General features: G+C 70.3%; 19 protein-coding genes and 2 pseudogenes. 12 read left to right on the top strand and 9 right to left on the bottom strand.

What is annotated here, in order from left to right:
• Nucleotides 1–92: 92 nt before the first annotated feature.
• Together fxsT and JNW91_RS03595 are read left to right on the top strand one after the other, a co-directional pair.
• Nucleotides 93–2,327, top strand: coding sequence for an FxSxx-COOH system tetratricopeptide repeat protein (gene fxsT / locus JNW91_RS03600; protein ID WP_203173517.1), 2,235 nt, complete (start codon nt 93–95; stop codon nt 2,325–2,327).
• A gap of 331 nt (nt 2,328–2,658) precedes the next feature.
• On the top strand, nt 2,659–3,951 hold the full coding sequence (locus tag JNW91_RS03595) for a GNAT family N-acetyltransferase (RefSeq protein ID WP_203173516.1): 1,293 nt from the start codon (nt 2,659–2,661) through the stop codon (nt 3,949–3,951).
• 470 nt (nt 3,952–4,421) lie between these two features.
• Here JNW91_RS03595 and JNW91_RS03590 read toward each other — a convergent pair.
• A pseudogene (locus JNW91_RS03590) lies at nt 4,422–5,338 on the bottom strand (aldo/keto reductase).
• Nucleotides 5,339–5,500: 162 nt separating this feature from the next.
• Nucleotides 5,501–6,394: an MBL fold metallo-hydrolase gene (locus JNW91_RS03585; protein WP_203173515.1), complete on the bottom strand. Its 894-nt coding sequence runs from the start codon at nt 6,392–6,394 to the stop codon at nt 5,501–5,503.
• Between the two features lie 109 nt (nt 6,395–6,503).
• Between JNW91_RS03585 and JNW91_RS31780 the strand changes: the two genes are divergently transcribed.
• Complete coding sequence (locus tag JNW91_RS31780; RefSeq protein WP_203173514.1) at nt 6,504–6,929, top strand: MarR family winged helix-turn-helix transcriptional regulator; 426 nt, start codon at nt 6,504–6,506, stop codon at nt 6,927–6,929.
• A gap of 163 nt (nt 6,930–7,092) precedes the next feature.
• On the opposite strand, the gene JNW91_RS03575 is transcribed toward JNW91_RS31780, so the two are convergent.
• The 4 genes from JNW91_RS03575 to JNW91_RS03560 all read right to left on the bottom strand — a co-directional run bounded on the left by JNW91_RS03575 (nt 7,093) and on the right by JNW91_RS03560 (nt 10,745).
• The gene (locus JNW91_RS03575; RefSeq protein ID WP_203173513.1) at nt 7,093–8,046 is read right to left on the bottom strand and encodes a D-2-hydroxyacid dehydrogenase family protein; all 954 of its coding nucleotides are present in this window, start codon (nt 8,044–8,046) and stop codon (nt 7,093–7,095) included.
• Between the two features lie 131 nt (nt 8,047–8,177).
• The gene (locus JNW91_RS03570; RefSeq protein WP_203173512.1) at nt 8,178–8,960 is read right to left on the bottom strand and encodes an ABC transporter permease; all 783 of its coding nucleotides are present in this window, start codon (nt 8,958–8,960) and stop codon (nt 8,178–8,180) included.
• A 31-nt stretch (nt 8,961–8,991) separates the two neighbouring features.
• Nucleotides 8,992–9,750 carry an ABC transporter permease gene (locus JNW91_RS03565; protein WP_203173511.1) on the bottom strand — a complete coding sequence of 253 codons (759 nt, stop codon included), beginning with the start codon at nt 9,748–9,750 and terminating at the stop codon, nt 8,992–8,994.
• 17 nt (nt 9,751–9,767) lie between these two features.
• A complete protein-coding gene (locus JNW91_RS03560; RefSeq protein WP_203173510.1) occupies nt 9,768–10,745 on the bottom strand; it encodes an ABC transporter ATP-binding protein in 978 nt (325 codons plus the stop codon).
• Between the two features lie 190 nt (nt 10,746–10,935).
• Here JNW91_RS03560 and JNW91_RS03555 point away from each other — a divergent pair, with 190 nt between their 5' ends.
• The 5 genes from JNW91_RS03555 (at nt 10,936) to JNW91_RS03535 (ending at nt 17,062) form a co-directional block, all read left to right on the top strand.
• Complete coding sequence (locus JNW91_RS03555; protein ID WP_203173509.1) at nt 10,936–12,750, top strand: glycoside hydrolase family 3 protein; 1,815 nt, start codon at nt 10,936–10,938, stop codon at nt 12,748–12,750.
• Between the two features lie 10 nt (nt 12,751–12,760).
• Nucleotides 12,761–14,050: an exo-beta-N-acetylmuramidase NamZ family protein gene (locus JNW91_RS03550; RefSeq protein WP_203173508.1), complete on the top strand. Its 1,290-nt coding sequence runs from the start codon at nt 12,761–12,763 to the stop codon at nt 14,048–14,050.
• Nucleotides 14,051–14,061: 11 nt separating this feature from the next.
• Nucleotides 14,062–15,861, top strand: coding sequence for a serine hydrolase domain-containing protein (locus JNW91_RS03545; protein WP_238424296.1), 1,800 nt, complete (start codon nt 14,062–14,064; stop codon nt 15,859–15,861).
• Between the two features lie 74 nt (nt 15,862–15,935).
• Nucleotides 15,936–16,442: a hypothetical protein gene (locus JNW91_RS03540; RefSeq protein WP_203173507.1), complete on the top strand. Its 507-nt coding sequence runs from the start codon at nt 15,936–15,938 to the stop codon at nt 16,440–16,442.
• A gap of 44 nt (nt 16,443–16,486) precedes the next feature.
• Nucleotides 16,487–17,062, top strand: a complete 576-nt coding sequence (locus JNW91_RS03535; protein ID WP_203173506.1) for a maleylpyruvate isomerase N-terminal domain-containing protein — start codon at nt 16,487–16,489, stop codon at nt 17,060–17,062.
• A 12-nt stretch (nt 17,063–17,074) separates the two neighbouring features.
• Here the strand turns inward: JNW91_RS03535 and JNW91_RS03530 are convergent, their stop codons facing one another.
• Together JNW91_RS03530 and JNW91_RS03525 are read right to left on the bottom strand one after the other, a co-directional pair.
• Complete coding sequence (locus JNW91_RS03530) at nt 17,075–17,611, bottom strand: GNAT family N-acetyltransferase (protein WP_203173505.1); 537 nt, start codon at nt 17,609–17,611, stop codon at nt 17,075–17,077.
• Nucleotides 17,612–17,647: 36 nt separating this feature from the next.
• Nucleotides 17,648–18,133: a DnaJ family domain-containing protein gene (locus tag JNW91_RS03525; protein ID WP_203173504.1), complete on the bottom strand. Its 486-nt coding sequence runs from the start codon at nt 18,131–18,133 to the stop codon at nt 17,648–17,650.
• Between the two features lie 228 nt (nt 18,134–18,361).
• Here JNW91_RS03525 and JNW91_RS03520 point away from each other — a divergent pair, with 228 nt between their 5' ends.
• On the top strand, nt 18,362–19,012 hold the full coding sequence (locus JNW91_RS03520) for a LysE family translocator (RefSeq protein WP_203173503.1): 651 nt from the start codon (nt 18,362–18,364) through the stop codon (nt 19,010–19,012).
• 8 nt (nt 19,013–19,020) lie between these two features.
• Here the strand turns inward: JNW91_RS03520 and JNW91_RS03515 are convergent, their stop codons facing one another.
• Nucleotides 19,021–19,821: an SDR family NAD(P)-dependent oxidoreductase gene (locus JNW91_RS03515; RefSeq protein WP_203173502.1), complete on the bottom strand. Its 801-nt coding sequence runs from the start codon at nt 19,819–19,821 to the stop codon at nt 19,021–19,023.
• An 87-nt stretch (nt 19,822–19,908) separates the two neighbouring features.
• Here JNW91_RS03515 and JNW91_RS03510 point away from each other — a divergent pair, with 87 nt between their 5' ends.
• The 3 genes and pseudogenes from JNW91_RS03510 to JNW91_RS03505 all read left to right on the top strand — a co-directional run.
• Nucleotides 19,909–20,760 (top strand): helix-turn-helix transcriptional regulator, encoded by an 852-nt coding sequence (locus JNW91_RS03510; protein ID WP_203173501.1) that lies wholly within the window; start codon nt 19,909–19,911, stop codon nt 20,758–20,760.
• Between the two features lie 275 nt (nt 20,761–21,035).
• Nucleotides 21,036–21,164, top strand: coding sequence for a hypothetical protein (locus tag JNW91_RS33055; protein ID WP_255544960.1), 129 nt, complete (start codon nt 21,036–21,038; stop codon nt 21,162–21,164).
• A 26-nt stretch (nt 21,165–21,190) separates the two neighbouring features.
• Nucleotides 21,191–21,592 (top strand): annotated as a pseudogene (locus JNW91_RS03505) (hypothetical protein); the annotation flags it as partial.

The raw sequence follows: 21,592 nt of genomic DNA, 5'->3' as shown, positions 1-21,592 counted from the left end.
GATCCTAGGGCGGACGGGCGGGTGAACCATCCGTGACAGCAGGCGCGACGTGGAGTTGGATGGAAGGGACGATGCGGCGAAGGGATTCGTCCATGGGTGCAGAGGGTCGCCGCTCCACCGGATGGGTCGTAGCCGGTGTGCCGCTGTTGGCCGCGCTCGGCGGCCTCGCGGCCAACGCCGCATCCGACCAACAGCGATGGCCGAGAGTCCTCGATCTGGTGCGGCAGAACCCGTGGTTGACCCTGGGCCTCGTCACCCTGGTGTGTGTCGGGTTCGAGGTCGCGTTGCTGTGGCCGCGCCGTGTATCCGACACCGCCGGCCTCGCAGCGACCGAGCAGCCCACCCAGCCGCCTTGCGATCAGCCTGGCCCGCGCCGGATGCCGAAGCGGAATCCGTTGTTCACCGGCCGACAACAGATTCTGGACGACCTTCAACGGCGACCGACAGCATCCGTGGTCTGCCTGCACGGCATTGGTGGATCCGGCAAGACGAGTGTGGCGATCGAATATTCGCACCGATTCCAACACCGCTTCTCCGTGATCTGGTGGATCGACGCCGAACAGCCTCCACTGGTGGTCGAGCAACTGGCCACCCTGGCTGTGGACGTGGGTGCGGCGACCGAGGGAACATTGGCCAAGGATGCCGCCGGGAAGGCTCTCGATTGGCTGCGCAGCCACAGTGGTTGGCTGGTGGTGCTCGACAACATGCCGGGAATCGAGCTCGCGTCACCGGCCATCCCCGATGGTGCGGGCCAAGTGTTGATCACCTCACGGGCCAATCACTGGAATCAGCTGGGAGCGTTGATCGAAGTGGACGTTTTCACCCGGGCGGAGTCCGTTTCCCTGTTGGCGGCTCAGCTGAGCGGGATCAGCCCGTCGGACGCGGACAGAGTCGCGGACGCGGTCGGCGATCTGCCCCTGGCGGTAGCCCAGGCCGCGGGGTTCATGGTGGCGACCGGCATGGGGCCGCGGGAGTACGTCGAGGCGATCGAGGCACACGCGATGGAGATCCTTGGCCAGGGCAGACCGGTTGGATACCAACTGTCTTTGGCCGCGGTGGTCGCGCTCTCCGTCGAACGTCTCAAGGTTGAGGACGCGCTCGCGGTCAGCATCCTGGATCTGTGTGCGCTCCTCGGCTCGGAGCCCATTCCCGTCACCTGGCTTTCTCGCATGCCGCAGGCGCGGCAGCCGGGCGCCCCCGCCAAGGCTTCGGCGGTCACGTTGAGGTCAGCGGTGGGACGGCTGCGGGAATTCGGCCTGGTGCGGCTCGACTCGGACGGCGGGTCGCTCGTGGTGCACCGCACGACGGCGGCGGTGGTGCGCGATCTGCTCGGTCCGGCTAAGCGCAGCAGGCAGTGGCAGTTGTCCGGTGACCTGCTCGCCGCGAACCGACCCGGTGACCCCTCCGAGTTGGCGCTCTGGCCGGCGTGGTCCACCCTGACGGCTCACGTCGAGGTCCATCTACGACTGCCGCCGCCGGACTCCGCCGAGGTGGGCAGCGAGGATTATCGGGATGTCGTCCTGGATGCCGCCCGCTACCTGGAGCTATCCGGAAAGGGCGCATCAGCGAACGGGCTCGCCCGGGCCGCCCGCGAGAGGTGGTCCCGGTCTCTGGGCGACGACGACCTGGATGTCCTGAGGGCAGCCCGGCGTCAGTCGGCGACGCTTCCCCCGGCACATTCCGACGCGTTGGCCATCGAGATGGACACCCTTGCCCGCCTGCAACGCCTGTTCGGTCCCGACAACGCGGAGACGTTGCTGTCGGCCGCCAACTGTGCCAGGGCCCTTGCCGACGTCGGGAGATACGAGGACGCCCGACAGCTGAACCAGGACACTCTCCTTCGCCTGCGGCGCGTGTTCGGCGACGATGATCCCCAGACTCTCCGTTCCGCCGACAACCTGGCCAACCGATATTCCGAACTCGGTGAACACGAAGCCGCGAAGGCTCTCCACCACGAGACCCTGGAACGCCGCACCGCCGTACTTGGTCATGATCATCCGGAAACCCTGATCACGATCTCCCAACTCGCGCGCGACCTTGCGAATCTCGGAGAGCTGGAAGAGGCGATGACGTTGGGTCGCCACGCTCTCACCGAGCTGCGACGCATGCTCGGCCCCGACCACCGCAGCACCCTGCACGCGGCCGCCATCCTTGCCGCCATCCTTCGCCGCCACGGCAGTCTCCACGAGGCGCAGGCTCTCGACGAGGACACCTTTCACCGTCGTAAGCGGGTGTTGGGCGCAGACCACCCGGAAACCGCGGCCCTGGCCCGAACCCTTCCTCCGGGCCGCTCTTCACAGGGCGAAGCCGAGAACACCCGGGCCTAGCGGCTCTTCCCGTCACTTGCCATGACCGCCTGTCACACCAACCTGAACCCTTACGCACAAGAACTGTCATTATGATGTCTGTGTGGTTTGTCCCCTTATGTGCCGGTCGATTATCGGATTATCGTTAATAGCAATCCGATAATCGTGGTGCGGTGCATGTTTCGCTTCGTAGCCGAGTTGGCGAGTGGTGTCGGTTCTCAGGTGAACTGGCGCACCCGGGATGGTCGTTCGACCAGTGCGGTTCCCGTCGTCGTGCCAGGGGTGCCGATGAACCGGACAGGTGCCGAATCTTCGTTGCCTCGGCGGCCGGGCGAGCTGAAAGATGCGGACTGTGAAAATCGAGATCCGGCCTGTCGAACGATCCGAGGCAGTCGACTACCTCAAGGTGCTGCCGTACGCCAACGGGCTGCCGAACTGGGAGCCCGCACCGGCCTCGTGGCACGGCGGCCCGGAAGCTTGGCCGCCGCCGAGAAAGCCGGCCACCAAGCAGCAACTGGAGGCTTGGGCCGATGAGGTGATGGATGACCACTTCCATCCTCAGGCCGCCTTCGTGGACGGAAAGCTGGTGGGCGGCTCGGCGATGCTCTCGCTGGCCATCACCGTGCCGGGCCCGGGTGCTGTCCCCTTCGGCGGTGTGACGGCAACCGGCGTAATCGCGACCCACCGGCGGCGAGGGCTCCTGCGCGGCATGATGCAGGCGATGTTCGATGAAGCCTTGGAGCGTGGCGAACCTCTGGCCGCTCTGAGCGCAAGTGAGGGCGGCATCTACGGACGTTTCGGGTTCCTCCCGGCGACGATGCGCAGCCGTTGGGAGTTGGAGCGCAGCGACGCCCGCTTCATCGACTCCGAACTTCCAGCGGGATCCTTGGAGCTGGTAGACGCTGCGGCAGCGCGGCAGGCGTGGCCGCAGATCCAGGAGCAGATTCGGCAACTCCAGATTGGCGAGCTCACCCCTCAGCCGGACCGGTGGGACGGCCTGTCCGATGAGGCCGCCGGCACCGACGGGCCGATGCGGTACCTGGTACATCGTGACGCCGCCGGCGACCTTGACGGCGTCGCGAACTTCCGGCTCCCGTGGTCGCCATCACCGGAACACACCGGGACGCTCGTCGTCGACGAGTTCCAAGCCTTGACGCCGGATGCATATCGGGCAATGTGGATGCTTCTGGCCGACTTTGACCTCACCCGCAAGATCATCGCGCCGTCCCGACCGACCGACGAACCACTGCGCTGGATGCTGCGCAATCCACGGGCCATGCGGATCACCCGGCAGTCCGACAACCTGTGGCTCCGCATCCTCGACCTGCCAGGCGCCTTGACCGCACGCGCCTACGACACCACCGCTGAGCTGACGTTCGCGATCGAGGCCGACAGCATGTGCCCGCGAAACGTCGGCGTATGGCGGTTGGCAGTCTCCCCCGAGGGTGCGACCTGCACTCGCACGGCCATGCGACCGGACCTCACGATGGACATCCAGGCGCTGGGTTCCCTGTACCTGGGCGGCATGTCTGCTGCGGTGCTGGCTGGCGCAGGACGCATTCGTGCCCACCGGCCCGGTGCTGTAACCGACGTCGCCCGTGTCCTCCGCGTCGACCCGGAACCGTTCAACTCTTTCGGTTTCTGACCTCTCCTCGGCTGCGATGGATGGCGCGGTCTCATTGAAAGCGGCGAGGAATGGTGTTCTCCCGATGCGTCGAGCGCGGCGTGTCGGGCTGCCTCGCCTAGTCGAGAACGCTGGCGAACCGCAGGTCAACCCACACCAGCGTCGCCAGATCGAACGAGAAGCGACACCATGGCCGCCGTCACCCGGCACCTGCCGATCCTGGAGGTTGGCGGCCCCGTGATGCGCAGCGTGCAGGCGCGGTGTCGCATCTGCACGCTGCGCATCGAACCGCTCGGCGACGTTCGGCTGGCCGACCGACAAAGGCCCCCGGGTGGGAGGAAAGCCAGCGGGAGGGGCACGGGAACACCGAGTAGGTGGCCGCTGCGGACCGCATCCTCAACTCGGGCAGGAACAAGTCCTGAGAGCGATGCCGTCCCTGCGTAAGCGACACGGACGTGTCCGTGAGTGTGCGGTCACAGCCGGGGCTGAGGTCACCGCTCCAACAGTCGCATGGCGGCTTCGTCGTGGGTGTCGCCGACAGCGGGAGGAAGGTTGTCGAGCTTCTCGATCTGTTCGGCGGTCAGTTGCACGGCGTCGGCGGCGGTGTTCTCCTCGACGCGTGCCACGCGCTTGGTGCCGGGGATTGGAGCGATGTCGTCGCCCCGGGTCAGCAACCAGGCCAGTGCGATCTGCGCCGGGGTGGCACCCGCTTCGGCGGCAACGGCTTGGACCTCGTCTGCGAGACGCAGGTTACGCTGCAGGTTCTCGCCGGTGAAGCGCGGGTTGTTCTTACGCAGGTCGGTCTCGTCGAAGCCGCTGGTCGAGCGGATCTGCCCGGTGAGGAATCCCCGCCCCAGGGGCGAGTAGGGCACGAAGCCGATGTTCAGCTCGCGCAGCAGGGGCAGCACCTTTGCCTCCGGGTGCCGGGTCCACAGGGAGTACTCCGACTGGACGGCAGCGATGGGATGCACGGCGTGGGCGCGGCGGATCGTCTCCGGTCCGGCCTCGGACAGGCCGATGTGGCGGATCTTGCCCTCGGTGATCAGTTCGGCCAGCGCTCCGACCGTGTCCTCGATGGGCGTGTTCGGGTCGACCGGTGCTGGTAGTACAAGTCGATGTAGTCGGTGCCCAGCCGCTTGAGCGAGCCTTCGACTGCGGTCCGGATGTTGGCCGGGCTGCTGTCGAGTTGTCCTGCCCCGCCGCCCCCGTGCGAGATCATGCCGAACTTTGTTGCCACCACGGCCTGGTCGCGGCGGCCCTTGAGTGCCTTACCGAGGAGTTCCTCGTTGATGTAGGGGCCGTAAACCTCGGCGGTGTCGAGGAAAGTGACGCCCAATTCCAGGGCCCGGTGGATCGTGCGGATCGACTCGGCGTCGTCCGTGCCGGCTCCGGTGTAGGCGTAGGACATCGATACCAGGCCCAAACCGATACGGGAGACGTCCAGGTCCCCCAGCTTGATGCGCTTCACGACAATTCTCCGTTCTCTTGAAAATGTGTACGACTTGTTGCCGCGCTCATCGGTGCGCGGTGGCGCGGCCCGTTCCAGGGGTCGCACCGCCGGGTGGGATGGTCAGGCGACGGGGATCCAGGTGAACCGGCCGTCGGGGCGGCGCTCGGCGCGTCCGAAGACCACGTCGGCGAAGTGGTTGCCGTAGCCGATGGTGTCGGGTCGGCTCAGCTCGTCGACCAGGCGGCGGCGGTGCTCGGCGGCCTCGGCGGGGTCGTGGTCGATCCCACAGCCCCATTCGGGATAAGTGACCTGTACCGGCGCGTGCATCGCGTCGCCGAACGCGATGAGCCGCCGGTCGCCGTCGGTGATGGTGTACGTGGCGTGGCCGACGGTGTGTCCGAGCGAGAGCGAGGCCCGCACGCCGGGGAAAATCTCCTCGCCGTCCTGGACCATACGGACGCGGGACGCGAAGGCGGCCAGGCGTTCCTCGGTCGCCCCGGCCCCGGCGGCCAGATCGCGCCGCTCCCACTCGGGTGCCGCGACGAAGTGGGTGGCGTGCGCGAACGGCGGCGCATCGGCACCGGGCTCGGCGCTCCAGGCCCAGCCCAGGTGGTCGAGGTGCAGGTGGGTGATGGCGACGGCCTCGATCTGGCGCGGCTCGCGGCCCAGTCGCCGCAGGCCGTTCAGCAGCTCACCTCCGTGAATGCTGCCCAGCATCGGGTTGGCCGGGTCGTCGGGGTGGGACTCGGGTCCGAACCCGGTGTCGATGAGCAGCGCCCGGTCACCCCGCTCGACCAGCAGCCCGCCGACGGCTGCGGGAAGGAAGCCGGCGTCGTCGAGATGATCCCGGTTGGCCGCCCAGTCCGCGTCGCTGGCGGCGGGCAGCCAGCCGCGCGGCTTGCACAGGGCCAGCCCGTCCGGAATGTAGGTGATCTTCAGTTCACCCAGGCTGAGCGAACGGACGCGCGGTGCACTTGTCAGCCGTACGCGGTCGAAATCGGTCGTCGTGGCCATATGGTCCTACCTCCTGCTCGGAGACGTGCCGCCGGGCGGCGACACGAGCAGAAAGTTACAACTAGAATGACTTCAACTGCAACTATGTGAGTTGTAGTAATCTTGTGACGTGTCCACCGAGCGCGAGCCCCAAAGCCAAGACGACCGCCAGCTGTGCGGGCTGGTAAAGGACCTGGCCAGTCACATCGAAGCCCACCTCCGGGTCCGGGCGGCCGCCCTCGGTCTGACCGCCTCACAGGGCAACGCCCTGCGCGAGCTGACCCACCCCTTGACCCTGCGCGAACTCGCCGAACGGATGAGCTGCGAGCCCTCCAACGTCACCTTCATCGCCGATCGCCTCGCGGAGCAGGGCTACCTCGAACGCCACCCACACCCCGACGATCGGCGCTCCAAGCAGCTCGTCCTGACCCCCAAGGGCACCGAACTCCGCGAACGCCTTCTCGAGCTGCTCTCCGAAGACTCCCCCCTGTCTCCTCTGACCACCGATGAGCAGGACGCCCTGCAGCGCCTCCTCACCCGCGCCCTCATCCGCTGACCCGCTCTGATGGCCCTTCACGGGGCGTCCACATGCACCAGCTGCGTGATGGTGCTGCGGTCAGCGAAGGGAAATCCGGGACCTGTTCGGCAGGTCGGCGCACCGGGCCAGCAGGTCCGGGGGCGTCCATCACCGGCCGGTAGGCGGTGTTGGGTCGAGTGGATCAGGTCAGCAACCGGATTGGCCTGCCGTCGAGGAAGGTGCCGATATCGTCCACGGCGTCCCGGAAGAACGTCGCATAGTTGAGCTCGCTGACATAGCCGAGGTGCGGCGTGGCCAGCACGTTCGGTAGCGTACGGAACTCGTGGCCGGCGGGCAGCGGCTCCTCGTCGAACACGTCCAGCCCGGCCCCCGCGATCCGCTTCTCGCGCAGCGCGGACGCCAGGGCGGACTGGTCGACGATCGCCGCCCGCGCGGTGTTGACCAGGTAGGCGGTCGGCTTCATCAGTGCGAGTTCCCGCGCGCCGACGAGCCCGCGCGTCCGGTCGCCGAGCACGAGGTGAACGGAGACGACGTCGGAGCCGGCGAGAAGATCGTCCAGGCTGCCCGCCGGCCGCGCGCCGACCTCCTCGGCCCGCGCGCGTGTCAGGTTCTGGCTCCAGGCCGACACGTCCATGCCGAGCGCCCGCCCGACCGCCGCCACCTTCGACCCGATCCTGCCCAAGCCGAGCAGCCCGAGGGTGCGTCCGTGCAGGTCGGTGCCGAGGGTGTGCTGCCACGGACCGCCGCTGCGCAGCGCGGTCGCTTCGGACACCAGGTGGCGGGCCACACCGAGGATCAGCGCCCACGTCAGCTCGACCGTCGAGGTCCAGCCGCCGCCGGTGCCGCACACCGTGACGCCGTGCGCCCGCGCCGCCTCCAGGTCGATGGCGGCGTTGCTCATGCCGGTGGTGACGAGCAGCCGCAGGTGGGGCAGCCGGTCGAACACCTCGGCGGGGAACGGCGTGCGCTCCCTCATGGCGACCACGATCTCGCGGTCATGGATGGCCGCCACGAGCTCGTCGGTGCTCGTGAAGTGCTCGCGGAAGCTGGTGGCCCGGACCGCGGACCAGTCCGCCAGCCCGAGGGCCACCCCCTGGTAGTCGTCCAGCACCGCGCAGCGTAGATCAGTCGACATGACGAACGACCGTACGCCCCTCTGCTCAAGCTCATCGCCACTTTGGGGCACACGGTCCCCGCCGGCCAGGAATGCGGCCAACACCGGCGCCAGGGCCGAGGTCGCCGGGAGGCCCGCTCCGGCCGAGGTTGTCAGCGCAGCATCGCACGGGTCATTCGACGAGTGGCGACGTACATCGCGATCGAACCGAAGGCGACGAGGTAGACCACCGGGATCAGTACGTCCCAGCTCAGGTGGCCCAACGCCGGCTCCCGGACCAGCTCGATGCTGTGGTAGAGCGGCAGCGCCTGGATCAGGGGCCGCACCGCCTCCGGATAGACCGACAGGGGATAGAACGTCGTCGCGAACAGGAACATCGGCAGCATGAAGAGCTGGATGTACTGGAAGTCGGGGAAGTCGCGCAGGTACGTCGTGACGGCCAGTCCCGCAGCGGCGAACGCGTACGAGATCAGCACCGACGCCGGTAGGGCCAGCAGCACCCAGGCCGAGGTGACCAGCCCACCGGCCGCCATGACGGTGAGGAACCCGATCGACGTCAACAACCCGTTGATCATCGCGCTGGTGACCTCGCCGACGGCGATGTCGCTGACGGAGAGCGGTGTCGGCAGGATCGCCTCGTAGGTCTTCTCGACCCGCAAGCGGATGAAGACGCCGAAGCTCGTCTGGTTGAACGCGGTGTTCATCGCGGTCGTGGCCAGGATCGCCGGGGCCACGTAGACGGCGTACGGGACATCGACACCGGGTACCGTGCCGACGAGCAGCCCGACGCCGACACCGATCGACAACAGGTACAGGATCGGTTCGACGAGCGCGTTGAGCAACGGCGTGACCGACCGGCGGTAGATCATGAAGTTGCGTTCGATGAGCGCCAGGGCTCGGCGTCTCGTCCAGGCCGGTACGACGACGGTGGTCATGGTGTCTCCACGAGGCTCTCGGCGTGGGCCGTCACGGGTGCAACCGTCGGCGGTAGGTGATGCGCGCGACCAGGAAGCCGCCGATGGCGAGCGCCAGCAGGTAGGCGATGTGGACGGAACTGCCGGTGATCGTCGCCGAGCCGAGGCTCAGCGTGCGGCACAGCTCCACCCCGTGCCACAACGGCAGCAGGTAGGACACCGGGCGGATCCACTCCGGTAGTTGCGAGACCGCGAAGAACGTACCGGAGAACATGTAGAGCGGCATGATGACGAAGCGGAACACCGTGTCGACGTGGCGCAGCTTGCGTACCCCGACCGCCCACGCCGCGGCCGGCGCCGCGAACGCGACCCCGGTCAGCGTCGCGCCGAGCAGGGCGCCGAGAGCCCACCATCCCGAGATCAGCCCGAACGCGGCCATCACCACGATGAAGGCGCCGCTGGCGATGAGCACCCGGAAGGCGATGAAGAGCAGATGCCCGGCGGCGAGCTGCTCCGGCGTGAGCGGCGTCGGTGTGGCGCTGCGGTAGGCCCCGAAGCCCGCAGCTCGGGCGACCCCCGCGGACCCCTCCAGGAACGCGTTCTGCATCGCGGCCGCGGCCAGCATGCCCGGTGCGAAGAACGCCGCGTAGGAGACGCCGGCGATCTGGGCTGGCGCGTTGTCGTCGACGAGGGCGCCGAGGCCGGCGCCGATGCCGATGAGGAACAGCAACGGGTTCAGCACGTTGATGACGATCGAGCCACGCCAGGTACGCCGGTAGAGCGTGAACCAGTATCCGAATGCGTGAAGCACCAGGGCTCTCTCTCCTGCTACTCGATGAGCGATCGGCCGGTGAGCGTGAGGAACACGTCCTCCAACGTCGCGCGGCGGACCAGTGCGGTGAGCGGCGTGAGCGACATGGCGTGCACCGTGGCGAGGGCCGCCTCGCCGTCGGCGGCGTAGACGAGCACCCGGTCGGGAAGCAGTTCGACGCGACCATCGGTGTCGTTGCCGCCGGTGGCCAGTGCCGACGTCCGGAGCTTCTCCGCTGCGGTGTCCCGTTCGTCCAGGCGGAAACGGAGTTCGAGAACGTCCCGGGTGGCGTACCTGCTGATCAGTTCACGAGGGGAGCCCTGCGCGACGATCCGGCCGTGGTCGACGACGATGAGCCGGTCGCAGAGCTGCTCGGCCTCGTCCATGTAGTGCGTGGTGAGGATGAGCGTGACGCCCTCCTGCTTGAGCCGGAAGAGCCGGTCCCACAGGATGTGCCGGGCCTGCGGGTCGAGGCCGGTGGTCGGCTCGTCGAGCAGCAGGATGTCGGGTTCGTTGATCAGGGCGCGGGCGATGGTCAGTCGCCGGCGCATCCCGCCGGAGAGCGTCTCGACCTGGTCGCCGGCTTTCTCCCGAAGCTGGGCGAAATCCAGCAGTCGGGTCGCACGGTCCCGGATGACGGCTCGCGGCAGGCTGAAGTACCGCCCGTAGATGTGCAGGTTCTCCCGCACGGTGAGCTCGTTGTCCAGGTAGTCGTCCTGTGTCACGACGCCGAGCCGGGCCCGGATCTGGGGGCCCTGTCTCATCGGGTCCATGCCGAGCACGCGCAGGCTGCCGCCGCTGATCGGCGACGTCGCGGCGATCATCCGCATGGTGGTGGACTTGCCGGCGCCGTTGGGGCCGAGAAGTCCGAAGGACTCTCCCCGCTGGACCTCGAAGTCGATGCCGTCGACCGCGTGGAACTCCGCTGTGGACCCGCGCGGCGGATAGGTCTTCGTCAGATTCCTCGCCTCGACCAGCGGACGTCCATTCACCACCACAGCCTACGGAACAGAGACAGAAATCTGCAAGATTTGAGCAATCGCATGTAATTTGCCGACTCGATGATCAGTTCGTGGTGTGGCAGGGCTCGATCCTCGCCTTCGGCCGGCGGCAATCCGTAGGTTCTCTTCTTGACGATGGCCGCACGCGTAGCTAAGTTTCAGCCACCCGGACTGAGAGGCGTCTATGCAGACCCGACTCGTTACCGCGACCGCCTGGGCGGCCACACTGGCGGCCACCCTCGCCCCCATCCCTGCCCGAGCCTCCAACCCGCACCCGCCGTCCGCCGAACACGGTTGGGTCACCTCCACGCTGCGGCACATGAGCCTGGAGCAGAAGGTGGGCCAGCTCTTCGCGACCTACGTGTACGGCGGTGACGCCACCGAACCCACGGCCGCCGACCGGGCCGCGAACCGGGCCGCGTTCGGCGTCGAGACGCCAGCGGAGGTCATCGACCGGTACCACCTCGGCGGCGTCTGCTACTTCTCCTGGTCGCACAACCTGGACAGTCCCCGCCAGATCGCCACCCTCTCCAACGGACTCCAGCGGGCCGCCCTCGCTGACGGTGCGAAGGGTCGGGTGCCCCTGCTCATCTCGACCGACCAGGAACAGGGCACGGTGCTACGGATGCCCTCCCCCGCCGCGCAGTTCCCCGGCGCGATGGCCCTGGGTGCCGCGCGGTCCCCCGCCGCCGCCCGGACGGCGGCGGACGTCACCGGGCGGGAACTGCGGGCCGTCGGCATCCGGCAGCCGTACGCGCCTATCGCCGACGTCAACGTCAACCCCGGCAACCCGGTGATCGGCGTACGGTCCTTCGGCGCCGACCCCACCCTGGTGGCCGACCTCACCGCCGCCCAGGTCACCGGCTTCCAGGACCGGGCTGGGGTGACCGCCGTGGCGAAGCACTTCCCCGGGCACGGCGACACGGCCACCGACAGCCACACCGGCCTCCCGGTGATCAACCACAGCCGCGCCGAGTGGGACCGGATCGACGCGCCGCCGTTCCGCCGGGCGATCAGCGCCGGCGTCGAATCAATCATGACCGCGCACATCGTGGTTCCGGCACTCGACCCGTCCGACGATCCCGCGACGTTGTCGCCGAAGATCCTCACCGGCGTGCTGCGCGGTGAGCTCGGCTTCCGCGGCGTCATCGTCACCGACGCGCTGAACATGGCCGGCGTACGGGAGAAGTACGGCGACGAGCGGGTGCCCGTGCTGGCGCTCAAGGCCGGCGCCGACCAGCTCCTGATGCCGCCGGACCTCGCGCTGGCGCGGGACGCGGTGCTGCGGGCCGTCGCCACCGGCGAGCTCACCGAGCGCCGGATCGACGAGTCGGTCCGGCGCATCCTCGGCATGAAGTATCGGCAGGGACTGGCCCGCTCTCCGCTGGTCGACGTCGACGAGGCGGTCCGGACCGTCGGCGCGCCGGAGCACCTCGCGGCCGTCGCCCGGGTCACCGACCCGACGCTCACCGCCGTCCGTAACGACGCCGGCGTGCTGCCGCTGCCCCGCGCCGACCGATCGGTGCTGATCACCGGCTGGGACAGCGCCGCCTTCGCACCGGTGGCGACGGTCGCCGCCGGATTCACCACCCGCGGTGCCCGCGCCACCGCCCGACCGGCGACCCTGCCCTCCGACGCGACGATCGCCGCCACGGCGAGCCAGGCCGCCGAGCACGACCTCACCGTCGTGCTGGTGAACAAGGCGTGGGACACCGCCGTCACCGACCCGCGCGCCACCCAGCAACGCCTCGTCGCGGCGCTGCTGGCCACAGGGAAACCCGTGGTCGTCGTGGCCGTCCGCGACCCGTACGACATCGCGTATCTGCCGGGCGTGACCACCTACCTGGCGACGTATTCGTACACGCGGGCGGCGATGGACACGCTCGTCCGCGCGCTGCACGGCGAGCTGTCCCCGCGCGGGCAGCTACCCGTCACGATCCCCACGGCCGAGGGGACGGGCTCCGTGCTCTACCCCTACGGCCACGGCCTGAGCTGGTAGGAGGCAACCAATGCAGCGCAGGAACTTCCTTGTCGGAGCCGTCGGAACCGGCGCGCTGGGGGCGAGCGCGGGGGCACTGGCGCCCGCGGCGGCGAGCCCCCGTGGCCGTGCGGTCCGCACCGGCCTCGACGAGCTGGTGTCCTCCGGATTCGCCGAACTCGCCGGCCAGCGGGTGGGCGTCGTCTCCAACCCCACCGGCGTCGACGCGTCCTACCGGCACCTCGTCGACCTGATGCACGGCTCGGGTCGGGTACAACTGGCCGCGGCGTTCGGCCCGGAACACGGCTTCCGCGGCTCCGCGCAGGCCGGTGGCAGCGAGGGCACCGGCGTCGACGCACGCACCGGCATCCCGGTCTACGACGCGTACGGCGCCTCGCAGGCCCGGTGGGAAGCCATGTTCACCGAGGCCGGGGTGGACACGGTGGTCTTCGACATCCAGGACGTCGGGGTCCGCTTCTACACCTACATCTGGACGATGTACACCTCGATGGTCGCCGCGGCCCGGGTCGGCAAACGCTACGTCGTGCTGGACCGGCCCAACCCCATCGGCGGGCGCGCGTACGGACCGATGATGACCAGCCCGTACACCTCGGGGGTGGGCCTCAAGGAGATCATCCAGCAGCACGGGATGACAGTCGGGGAGCTGGCCCGGTTCTTCAACGCCACCTTCCTGCCGGCCGAGGCGGGGCGACCGGTCGACCTGCACGTGGTGCGGTGCCGGAACTGGAAGCGCGACGACCTCGCCGCCGACACCGGCGTGCCCTGGGTGATGCCCAGCCCGAACATGCCCACCCCGGACACCGCCCTTGTCTACCCGGGTACCGGCCTGTTCGAGGGCGTCGCGTCGATCACCGAGGGCCGCGGCACGTGCCGCCCGTTCGAGCTGATCGGTGGGCTGGCGACGGACTTCGACCACCACTGGGGTGACCGGCTCAACGCCCGGAACCTGCCCGGAGTGGAGTTCCGCGAGGCGTACTTCTCGCCCACCTCGGCCGGGCAGAAGCCGGACCTGCTCAACAAGCTCTGCGCCGGCGTCGAGGTCAAGGTCGTCGACCGGGCGGTGTACGACCCGATCCGCACCGGCGTCGCGATGTTGGTGGAGGCGCACAAGTACCCGGCGTTCGCCTGGCGACGCGACTCCTGGGACACCGTGCGCCCGTACTGGATCGACAAGCTCACCGGGTCGCCGCGCCTGCGTACCCAGATCGACGCCGGAGCCGACGTGGACGACGTCGTCGGTGCCTGGGCCGAGGAGTTGGCCACCTTCAACCGGCGCCGCCGGCCCTACCTGCTCTACTGAGGAGTGCGGTCATGACCATGCCGACCCGTCGCCCGCTCCGTTCACTCGCGCTCGGCCTGGCCCTGGTGGTCCTGGGCACGACCCTGCCCGTCACCGGGGCGGTGGCCGCCCCGGCCGGGTCCGGTCCGCCGTCCGTCACCCCCGCCGACATCCACTTCCGACACGACACGTTGCGGCGCGGCAGCGCCCGCCAGGTCGGGCTGCTCCCCGAGCAGGTGGATCGCCTGCCCGCCGACCTGGCGGCGTACCTTCAACCGACGCCGGACCACCCCGACTACCCGGCGTACGCGGGCGCGGTGGTCCTCGCCGCCAAGGACGGCGTCATCGTCCAGCACGCCGCCGTGGGCAGCGCGGTGAAGTACGCCTCCGTCGGGCCACCGCCCGGCCTGGTCGGCGTGGAACTCCCCGCCGACCAGCAGATCGCGACCCGCCCCGACACCATCTTCGACCTGGCGTCGGTGTCCAAGCTGTTCACCACGATCGTCACCATGCAGCAGGTGGAGCGGGGGCGGGTGGAGCTGGACGCGCCGGTCGCCCGGTACGTCCCGGAGTTCGCCGCCGGCGGCAAGGAGACGGTCACCGTCCGGATGCTGCTCACCCACACGTCGGGTCTGCCCGCGTTCACGCCGCTGTGGAGCCGGTACCCCACACCGGCCGAGCGGTTCGCCGCAGCGCTCGCCACGCCCCTCGCGGCCGGGGCGACACCCGGTGCCCAGTACGTCTACTCCGACCTCGGGCTGATCTCGCTGGGCGTACTGGTGGAGCGGGTGACCGGCCGGCCGCTGGCCGACCTGGTCCGCGACGGCGTGACCGGGCCGTTGGGCATGACCGACACCGGCTACAACCCGGGCGCGGAGCGGCGGTCGCGGATCGCCGCGACCGAATACCAGCCGTATGCCGGACGCGGCATGGTGTGGGGCGAGGTACACGACGAGAACGCGTGGTCGCTCGGCGGCGTCGCCGGGCACGCGGGGGTCTTCTCCACGGCGGCGGACCTGGCCGTGCTGTGCCAGTCACTGCTCAACGGCGGCGACTACCGCGGCCGGCGGATCCTTCGCGCGGAGACGGTGCGCACGATGCTGGTCAACTACAACGCGCCGCTGGAGTCGGCCTATCCGGAGAGCGACCGCGGGCTCGGCTTCGAGCTGAACAAGCACTGGTACATGATGGGGCTCTCCTCGCCGGTGGCCTTCGGACACACTGGCTTCACCGGGACGTCGATCGTCGTCGACCCGCTGTCGCACTCGTTCGTGATCATGCTCAGCAACCGGGTGCACCCCGACCGCGGCTGGGGCAGCAACAACGTGGCCCGACGCGCCGTCGCGCGGGATCTCGCCGAGGCGATGCCGGTGCGACCGCGCTCGGCCAGCGCCTGGCGGGCCGATCCCCGCGACTCCACGACGAGCACCCTCACCGCTCCGCTGCGCCGGCCCGCCCGGGGCGGGACGCTGAGCTTCCTCCTCTGGTACGACACCGAACCCCGCTACGACAGCGCACGATTCGAGGTCTCCACCGACGGCGGGCAGACCTGGACGCCGTCGACCATGCGCCTACGCGACGCCGCCCGCCAATGGAGCGCCGACGGCACGGTCACCGGCTACGGGGGCCGGGTCTGGTGGCAGGTTACGGTGGCGCTGCCCGACCAGGCCACCCACCTGCGATGGAGCAGCAGCACGGACGGCTCCGGTCAGGGGCGTGGCGTCTACGTCGACCGGGTCGTCGCGGCGGACCGGTACGGGGTGCTCGTCGACGGCGAGGGCGCCGATGCCTCCCGGCTCGTCGCCGACGGGTGGTCACCCGCGCGCAGCTGAGCGATACCCGGCGAGGGTCGACCGATGTCCGGTGGGTTGACCCTCGACCGGGTTGAGGCCTGAGCATCGGCGGCATGGACGACCAACCGACACCCGACCCGACCATGAAGCGCATCATCGAGGCGGTGCAACTCGGCCAATCCGGTGCGCCGGTCCAGGCCCGCGAATCGCTCAGCGCGCTGTGGGACGAGATCGGCCCCACCGGTGACGCCCTGCACCGCTGCACCCTCGCCCACTACCTCGCCGACCTCCAGGACACCGCCGAGGCCGAGCTGGTGTGGGACGAACGGGCGCTGGCCGCCGTCGCCGACCTCACCGACGACCGCGCCCAGCAGTACCACTCCGCGCTCCAGGTGCGGGCCTTCCTACCGTCGCTGCACCTGAGCCTCGCCGACGTGCACCGACGACTGGGCAACAGCACCCGGGCCCGCGCGTACCTGGTCACCGCTCGCAGCCTCGCCGTGCAGCTGCCGACCGACCAGTACGGCGACCTGGTCCGCGCGGGCATCCAGCACGTCGACCAGGCCCTGGCGGCGGGCTCGACACACCGCCTCGACTCGCATCCCGCGGCAGCCGGCTGACGAACCCGGTTGCACCCGCGCGGCGCCGCTGAGAGGGTCGACGGATGTCAGCGGTGACCGGCGCCGACCTGCTCCAGGCAGCCGACGAGATGACCCGGGTGCTGAGGCCGTACCAGGAGCACGACTGGTCGGTCCCGGCCGGCACCCTGCGCTGGAGCTGCTGGCTCACCGCCGCCCACGTCGCGCACGACCTTCTCGGGTACGCCGGCCAGGTCACCGGCCGCCCCGATGACGGTTACCTGCCGTACGACCTGCGGGTCTCCCCCGACGCGAGCCCGGCGCAGGTACTCACCGTGGTGCGTGCCTGCGCCGGGCTGCTCGCCGTCGCCGTCGACGCCGCCCCGCCGGGCACGCGGGCCTGGCACTTCGGTCCCTGCGACCCGGCCGGCTTCGCCGCGATGGGCGTGGCCGAGACCCTGCTGCACAGCCACGACATCACCCTCGGGCTCGGCGTGCGGTGGCAGCCGCCGCAGCGGCTGAGCGCGCTGGTGCTGCGGCGGCTCTTCCCGGACGCCCCGGAGGGCGCCGCCCCCGACGTGCTGCTGTGGATGACCGGTCGTGGCGACCTGCCCGGCCGGGCACGGCGCAGCTCGTGGACTTGGCGGGCCGCTCTGGAGTGAGCCGGCCCCAGGTCAGCGGACGGTGAGCGTGTGTCGGTGACCGTCGAGGGGGAACGGCGGCCGGGCCGGCAGCACCTCCTGGAACACGTAGCCGCTCTTCTGCGCCACCCGGCAGGACGCGACGTTGTCCACCTGGTGCAGCAGGTCGAGGCGCTCCAGCCGGGGGAACCGGTCGAACGCCCACCGACTGAGCGCGGTGACCGCCCGTGGGGCGATTCCACGCCCGCGCGCCCACACCGCGGTCCAGTAGCCCACCTCGGCGGCCGGCCGCTCGGGCGCGGCCCCCTTGAGCACCACGTTCGCCACGAGGCGTGGATCGTCCGTGGCGCCCTCGAGAACGGCGAGACTGTACCGGCGGCCGTCGGTCCAGTCCTGTCGCGTCCGGTCCAGCCATCGCCGGCCCTCGGCGGCGTTCGTCACCGGGACACGGGTCCATCGGCGCAGCACCGGATCCCGGTACGCGGCCAGCAATGCGTCCAGGTCGTCCGCGCACCAGGGGCGCAGGATGAGCGCCGGGGAGGTGTCCGACGCCCGTGACTCGATCAACATCGGTACAGTCTGCCGTTGCCGTCGCCGCTGTGGGGGTCAGCCCGCACGGCGCCAGCGCGGCCACCACCTCCGGCGGGGACGGCGGGCCGGCGCGACGGCGGTTGCCGGTTCGGTGGCGGGCACCCTGGCCCCGGGCCGGGCGCGCTCGGCGCGCCAGCGGCCGATTACCTCGTCGGCGTTCACCGGCCGGACCGCCACGCGCGGGCCTTCGGGGTTGCGCAGCCACGCCACGATCTGGGCGTTGAGCTGCGCCACGAAGTCCCGCACGGACTGCTCGGTAGGCAGGTCGCGGACCTCGTCGGGGACCTGCTCGATACGGCGACGCAGTTGCAGTGGGGTGGGTAGCAGCAGGTCGCTGGGCAGCTTCTCGCGCTCCAGGAAGCTCTTGATCCACCACGACTCGTCGTACGGCATTCCGCGCCCGGGGATCGGCTTGCCCAGGCCGGGCAGGTTGTCGAACTCGCCGCGTTGCACGGCTCCCCGGATCTGCGCCTCCACGGCCGCGTCCCACGCCTCGGTCACCCTGCGCCACCTCCCCTGGCCACCGTAACGCGCCCCCTCCGGCCGGCGACACGCACTTGCGACGGATCAGCGCCCCCGCGACCGCGACCATTCCCGGCGCACTGCCACCCAGGGACGTTTCCGCCCCGCTGACCGGATTTCAGGGCCACGACCTGGCAGGTGGCCCTCGGCCGGCGGGGCCGCCCCGGCCTACGGTCGGTCCGGTCGGCGGTGAAACGGGGGATCGTCATGGTGGGTTCGGGTGCCCTGCTGGGCATCGCGTTGGTGGCGTTGGGGCTGGTGCTCACACCCGGCCCGAACATGGTCTACCTGGTCTCGCGCTCGGTGGCGCAGGGCCGCCGGGCCGGGCTGGTCTCGCTGCTCGGGGTGGCCGCCGGGTTCGGCGTCTACCTGACCACGGCGGTCGCCGGCCTGGCCGCCGTGTTCGTCCTGGTGCCCACGCTGTACGCGGTGGTGAAGCTGGCCGGGGCCGGTTACCTGCTGTGGCTGGCCTGGCGCACGGTGCGTCCGGGCGGGCGGTCACCGTTCACGCCCGCGCCGCTGCCGCCGGACCCGCCGCGGCGGCTGTTCACCATGGGCCTGGTCACCAACCTGCTCAACCCGAAGATCGCCATCCTGTACGTGTCGCTGCTGCCGCAGTTCGTCGACCCGACTCGGGGGCACGTGGCGGCGCAGAGCCTGCTGCTCGGACTGACCCAGATCGCCGTCGCGCTGAGCGTCAACGCGCTGATCGTGCTCAGCGCCGGCACGCTTGCCGGGTTCTTCGCCCGTCGGCCGGTGTGGCTGCGGGTGCAGCGGTGGGTGACCGGTACGGCCCTCGCGGCGCTGGCCGTCCGCATCGCCACCGACCGCAGCCGCGCCGCGATCGCCACACCCTGAGGCGTCGCTCAGGCCCGCGCACCGCCGTCGACCCGCAGAACCGTGCCGGTGACGAACGAGGCGCGATCACTGAGCAGCCAGGCGGCGGCCTGGGCGATTTCGACGGGCTCGGCCGCACGGCGCAGCGGCGTGTTCGCCACGAGTCGTTCGACGAGACCGGGCGACTCCCCCTCCCAGGTGCGGATCATCTCCGTCCGTGTGTTGCCGGGCGCGATGGCGTTCACGCGGATGCCTTCCGGGCCGTACGTGATGGCGGCCGACTCGGTGAGGCTGTTCACTGCCCGCTTCATCGCACCGTAGGCGGGCAGCTCGGGGTTGCCCGTCAGGCTGCCGACGCTGGAGTTGTTGACGATGGCCCCGGTACCGGCGGTAGCCCGGATCGCGCCGACCTCGGCGACCATGGCCAGCCACGGGCCCCTGAGGTTCACGGCGTAGACATGGTCGAAGTCGGTCTCCCGCACCCGGTCCATCGGGCCGGGCGGCACGAACGTCGCGCCGTTGTTGAAGGCGACGTCGAGGCGGCCGTACAACTCGACCACGCGGTCGACCGCGGCGCGCACGCTCGCCGCGTCGGCCAGGTCGCAGACCACGTGGTCCGCGGTGCCGCCCGCTGCCCGGACCTCCTCGGTCACCGCCTTCAGTTGCTCCTCCGTGCGGGCGGCGAGCAGCACCCGGGCGCCCTCGGCGGCGAACAACCGGGCCGCGGCGGCACCGATACCGCGCCCAGCGCCGGTGATGAAGGCGACCTTGCCGGCCAACAGACCAGTAGGGGTCAGGGTGGTTTCGTCAGCATTTGGTGTGTTGTCCATGGCAGCAAGCCTGCGTCCGGTCGCGGGGCCGATCCAGGCACTGGCGGTACCTGGATCGGTCCCGCGAATCACGTGCACACTGGGGGTGTGGACCGACGAGAGCTGGCTGTCTTCCTGCGTAGCAGGCGCGAGCGGATCACGCCTGCCGACGTGGGCCTGCCCGCCGGGCCGCGCCGCCGCACCCCCGGGCTGCGTCGTGAGGAGGCGGCCCAGTTGGCGTTCATCTCGACCGAGTACTACACCCGTCTGGAGCAGGCCCGCGGGCCGCGCCCATCGCGTGAGGTGCTGGCCGGGCTGGCCCGCGCCCTGCGGCTGTCGAACGCCGAGCGCAGTCACCTGCACCACCTCGCCGGCGCACCGCCGGGGCCGCCGCCCGGGCCCTCCCGCGAGGTACGGCAGAGCGTCCTCGACCTCCTGCAACGGCTGCCGCAGGCGGCCGTGATCGTGACCTCTGCGGCGTACGAGGTGATCGCCTGGAATGATCTCGCGGCTGCCCTCATGGAGGACTTCTCCGCCCTGCCACGGCGACACCGCAACCTTGTGCGCCGGGTCTTCCTGGGTCCCCACCCGCAGGGGCGGCGGCTGTACGGGGTGTCCGACGCAAACGCGTTCGCCCGTACCTCGGCCCGCCGCCTGCGCGCCACCGCGGCGCGCTACCCCGACGATCCCGAGGTGACCGAGCTGGTGGGTGACCTGCTCGCCGGGAGTGAGGACTTCGCCCAACTGTGGGCCTCCCACGACGTGGGCGCCGAGCCCACCCTGTGCAAGACCTTCCAGCACCCGCTGGTCGGCCCGGTCACCGTGAACTGTGACGTCCTCGACATCACCGACCGGGACCAGCAGGTCGTGATCTACACGGCCGTTCCCGGCTCACCCTCGGAAGAGGCGCTGAGGCTGCTGTCGGTCATCGGCACCCAGCGCATGGACGTGGAGCACTGAGCCGGGTTCACCGGTCCGCGTCGCGGTGCCGGCGCAACATCCCGGCGGCCAGTGTTGAGGTGCAGGGTGCGGTACGCGGGCGAGTCGGGTGCCCCGTACACCCACAGGCCGCCGACCTGGTCGGTGGCCGCGTTGAGCACCACCTCGCGCGTCGGTCGGGTCTCGTCGCGCCGGGGTCGACCCGGACGGCGGCGGGGCATGGTCATGGCCGCCATGGTGCCCCTAGAATCCGGCAACGTGGCTGGCCGTCGGCGGTTTCGTGGCCTCGACGGCCGGTGAGTCGCCGACGCGGCGCTCGCGGCGGTTCGCTACGGTTCGGGCTGCTGCCGGCGGTGGCGATGCTAGCCGCGGTGCTGCTGCAACGCCGCTACACCCTGGACGCGACGGCCCGGGCCGCGAGCTGAACGGCCGGCACTAGACTTCGCCCTCGATGGACGCGCAGCTCACCCCCGCCGAGACCCGTCCGTGTGCGCACTGTGGACGGCCGGTGCCGCAGCGTGTCGGCGCGGGTCGACCGTTTCGCTACTGCCGGGACAACGACGGCGCCTGCCAGCGCGCGTCGCGCAACAGCCGGATGCGCCACCGCAACGCCCCCGGCCTGCCCGGGCAGGTGGCCCGCACGTGGGAGGCGGTGGACCGGCTCGACCAGATCGTCGAGACGCTGACCGAGGCCCTGCACGCCGAGCTGTCCCCGGTGGGGGTGCAGCGGCAGCTCGCCCAGGCCCGCGCCGAGGCCGCCACCGAGATAGCGGCGGCCCAGACCGAACGCGACGAGGCCCGCGACGACGCCGAGACCGCGGCGGCCGACGCGGCGAGGGCGCGGGAGCAGGCC

It is taken from the genome of Micromonospora parastrephiae (genome assembly GCF_016802865.1).
Classification (GTDB): Bacteria; Actinomycetota; Actinomycetes; order Mycobacteriales; family Micromonosporaceae; genus Micromonospora; species Micromonospora parastrephiae.
The sequence above is the reverse complement of the archived record's forward strand: the minus strand, read 5'-3'. Positions and strand labels throughout refer to the sequence as shown.

Bases quoted from the DNA above. Each gene is read 5' to 3' on its own strand.
- fxsT (WP_203173517.1), top strand. From the start codon at position 93: ATGGGTGCAGAGGGTCGCCGCTCCACCGGATGGGTCGTAGCCGGTGTG.
- JNW91_RS03540 (WP_203173507.1), top strand. From the start codon at position 15,936: ATGGACGACCAACCGACACCCGACCCGACCATGAAGCGCATCATCGAG.
- JNW91_RS03575 (WP_203173513.1), bottom strand. From the start codon at position 8,046: ATGTCGACTGATCTACGCTGCGCGGTGCTGGACGACTACCAGGGGGTG.
- JNW91_RS03535 (WP_203173506.1), top strand. From the start codon at position 16,487: ATGTCAGCGGTGACCGGCGCCGACCTGCTCCAGGCAGCCGACGAGATG.
- JNW91_RS03545 (WP_238424296.1), top strand. From the start codon at position 14,062: ATGACCATGCCGACCCGTCGCCCGCTCCGTTCACTCGCGCTCGGCCTG.
- JNW91_RS03530 (WP_203173505.1), bottom strand. From the start codon at position 17,611: ATGTTGATCGAGTCACGGGCGTCGGACACCTCCCCGGCGCTCATCCTG.
- JNW91_RS03515 (WP_203173502.1), bottom strand. From the start codon at position 19,821: ATGGACAACACACCAAATGCTGACGAAACCACCCTGACCCCTACTGGT.
- JNW91_RS03520 (WP_203173503.1), top strand. From the start codon at position 18,362: ATGGTGGGTTCGGGTGCCCTGCTGGGCATCGCGTTGGTGGCGTTGGGG.
- JNW91_RS03550 (WP_203173508.1), top strand. From the start codon at position 12,761: ATGCAGCGCAGGAACTTCCTTGTCGGAGCCGTCGGAACCGGCGCGCTG.
- JNW91_RS03585 (WP_203173515.1), bottom strand. From the start codon at position 6,394: ATGGCCACGACGACCGATTTCGACCGCGTACGGCTGACAAGTGCACCG.
- JNW91_RS03555 (WP_203173509.1), top strand. From the start codon at position 10,936: ATGCAGACCCGACTCGTTACCGCGACCGCCTGGGCGGCCACACTGGCG.
- JNW91_RS03570 (WP_203173512.1), bottom strand. From the start codon at position 8,960: ATGACCACCGTCGTCGTACCGGCCTGGACGAGACGCCGAGCCCTGGCG.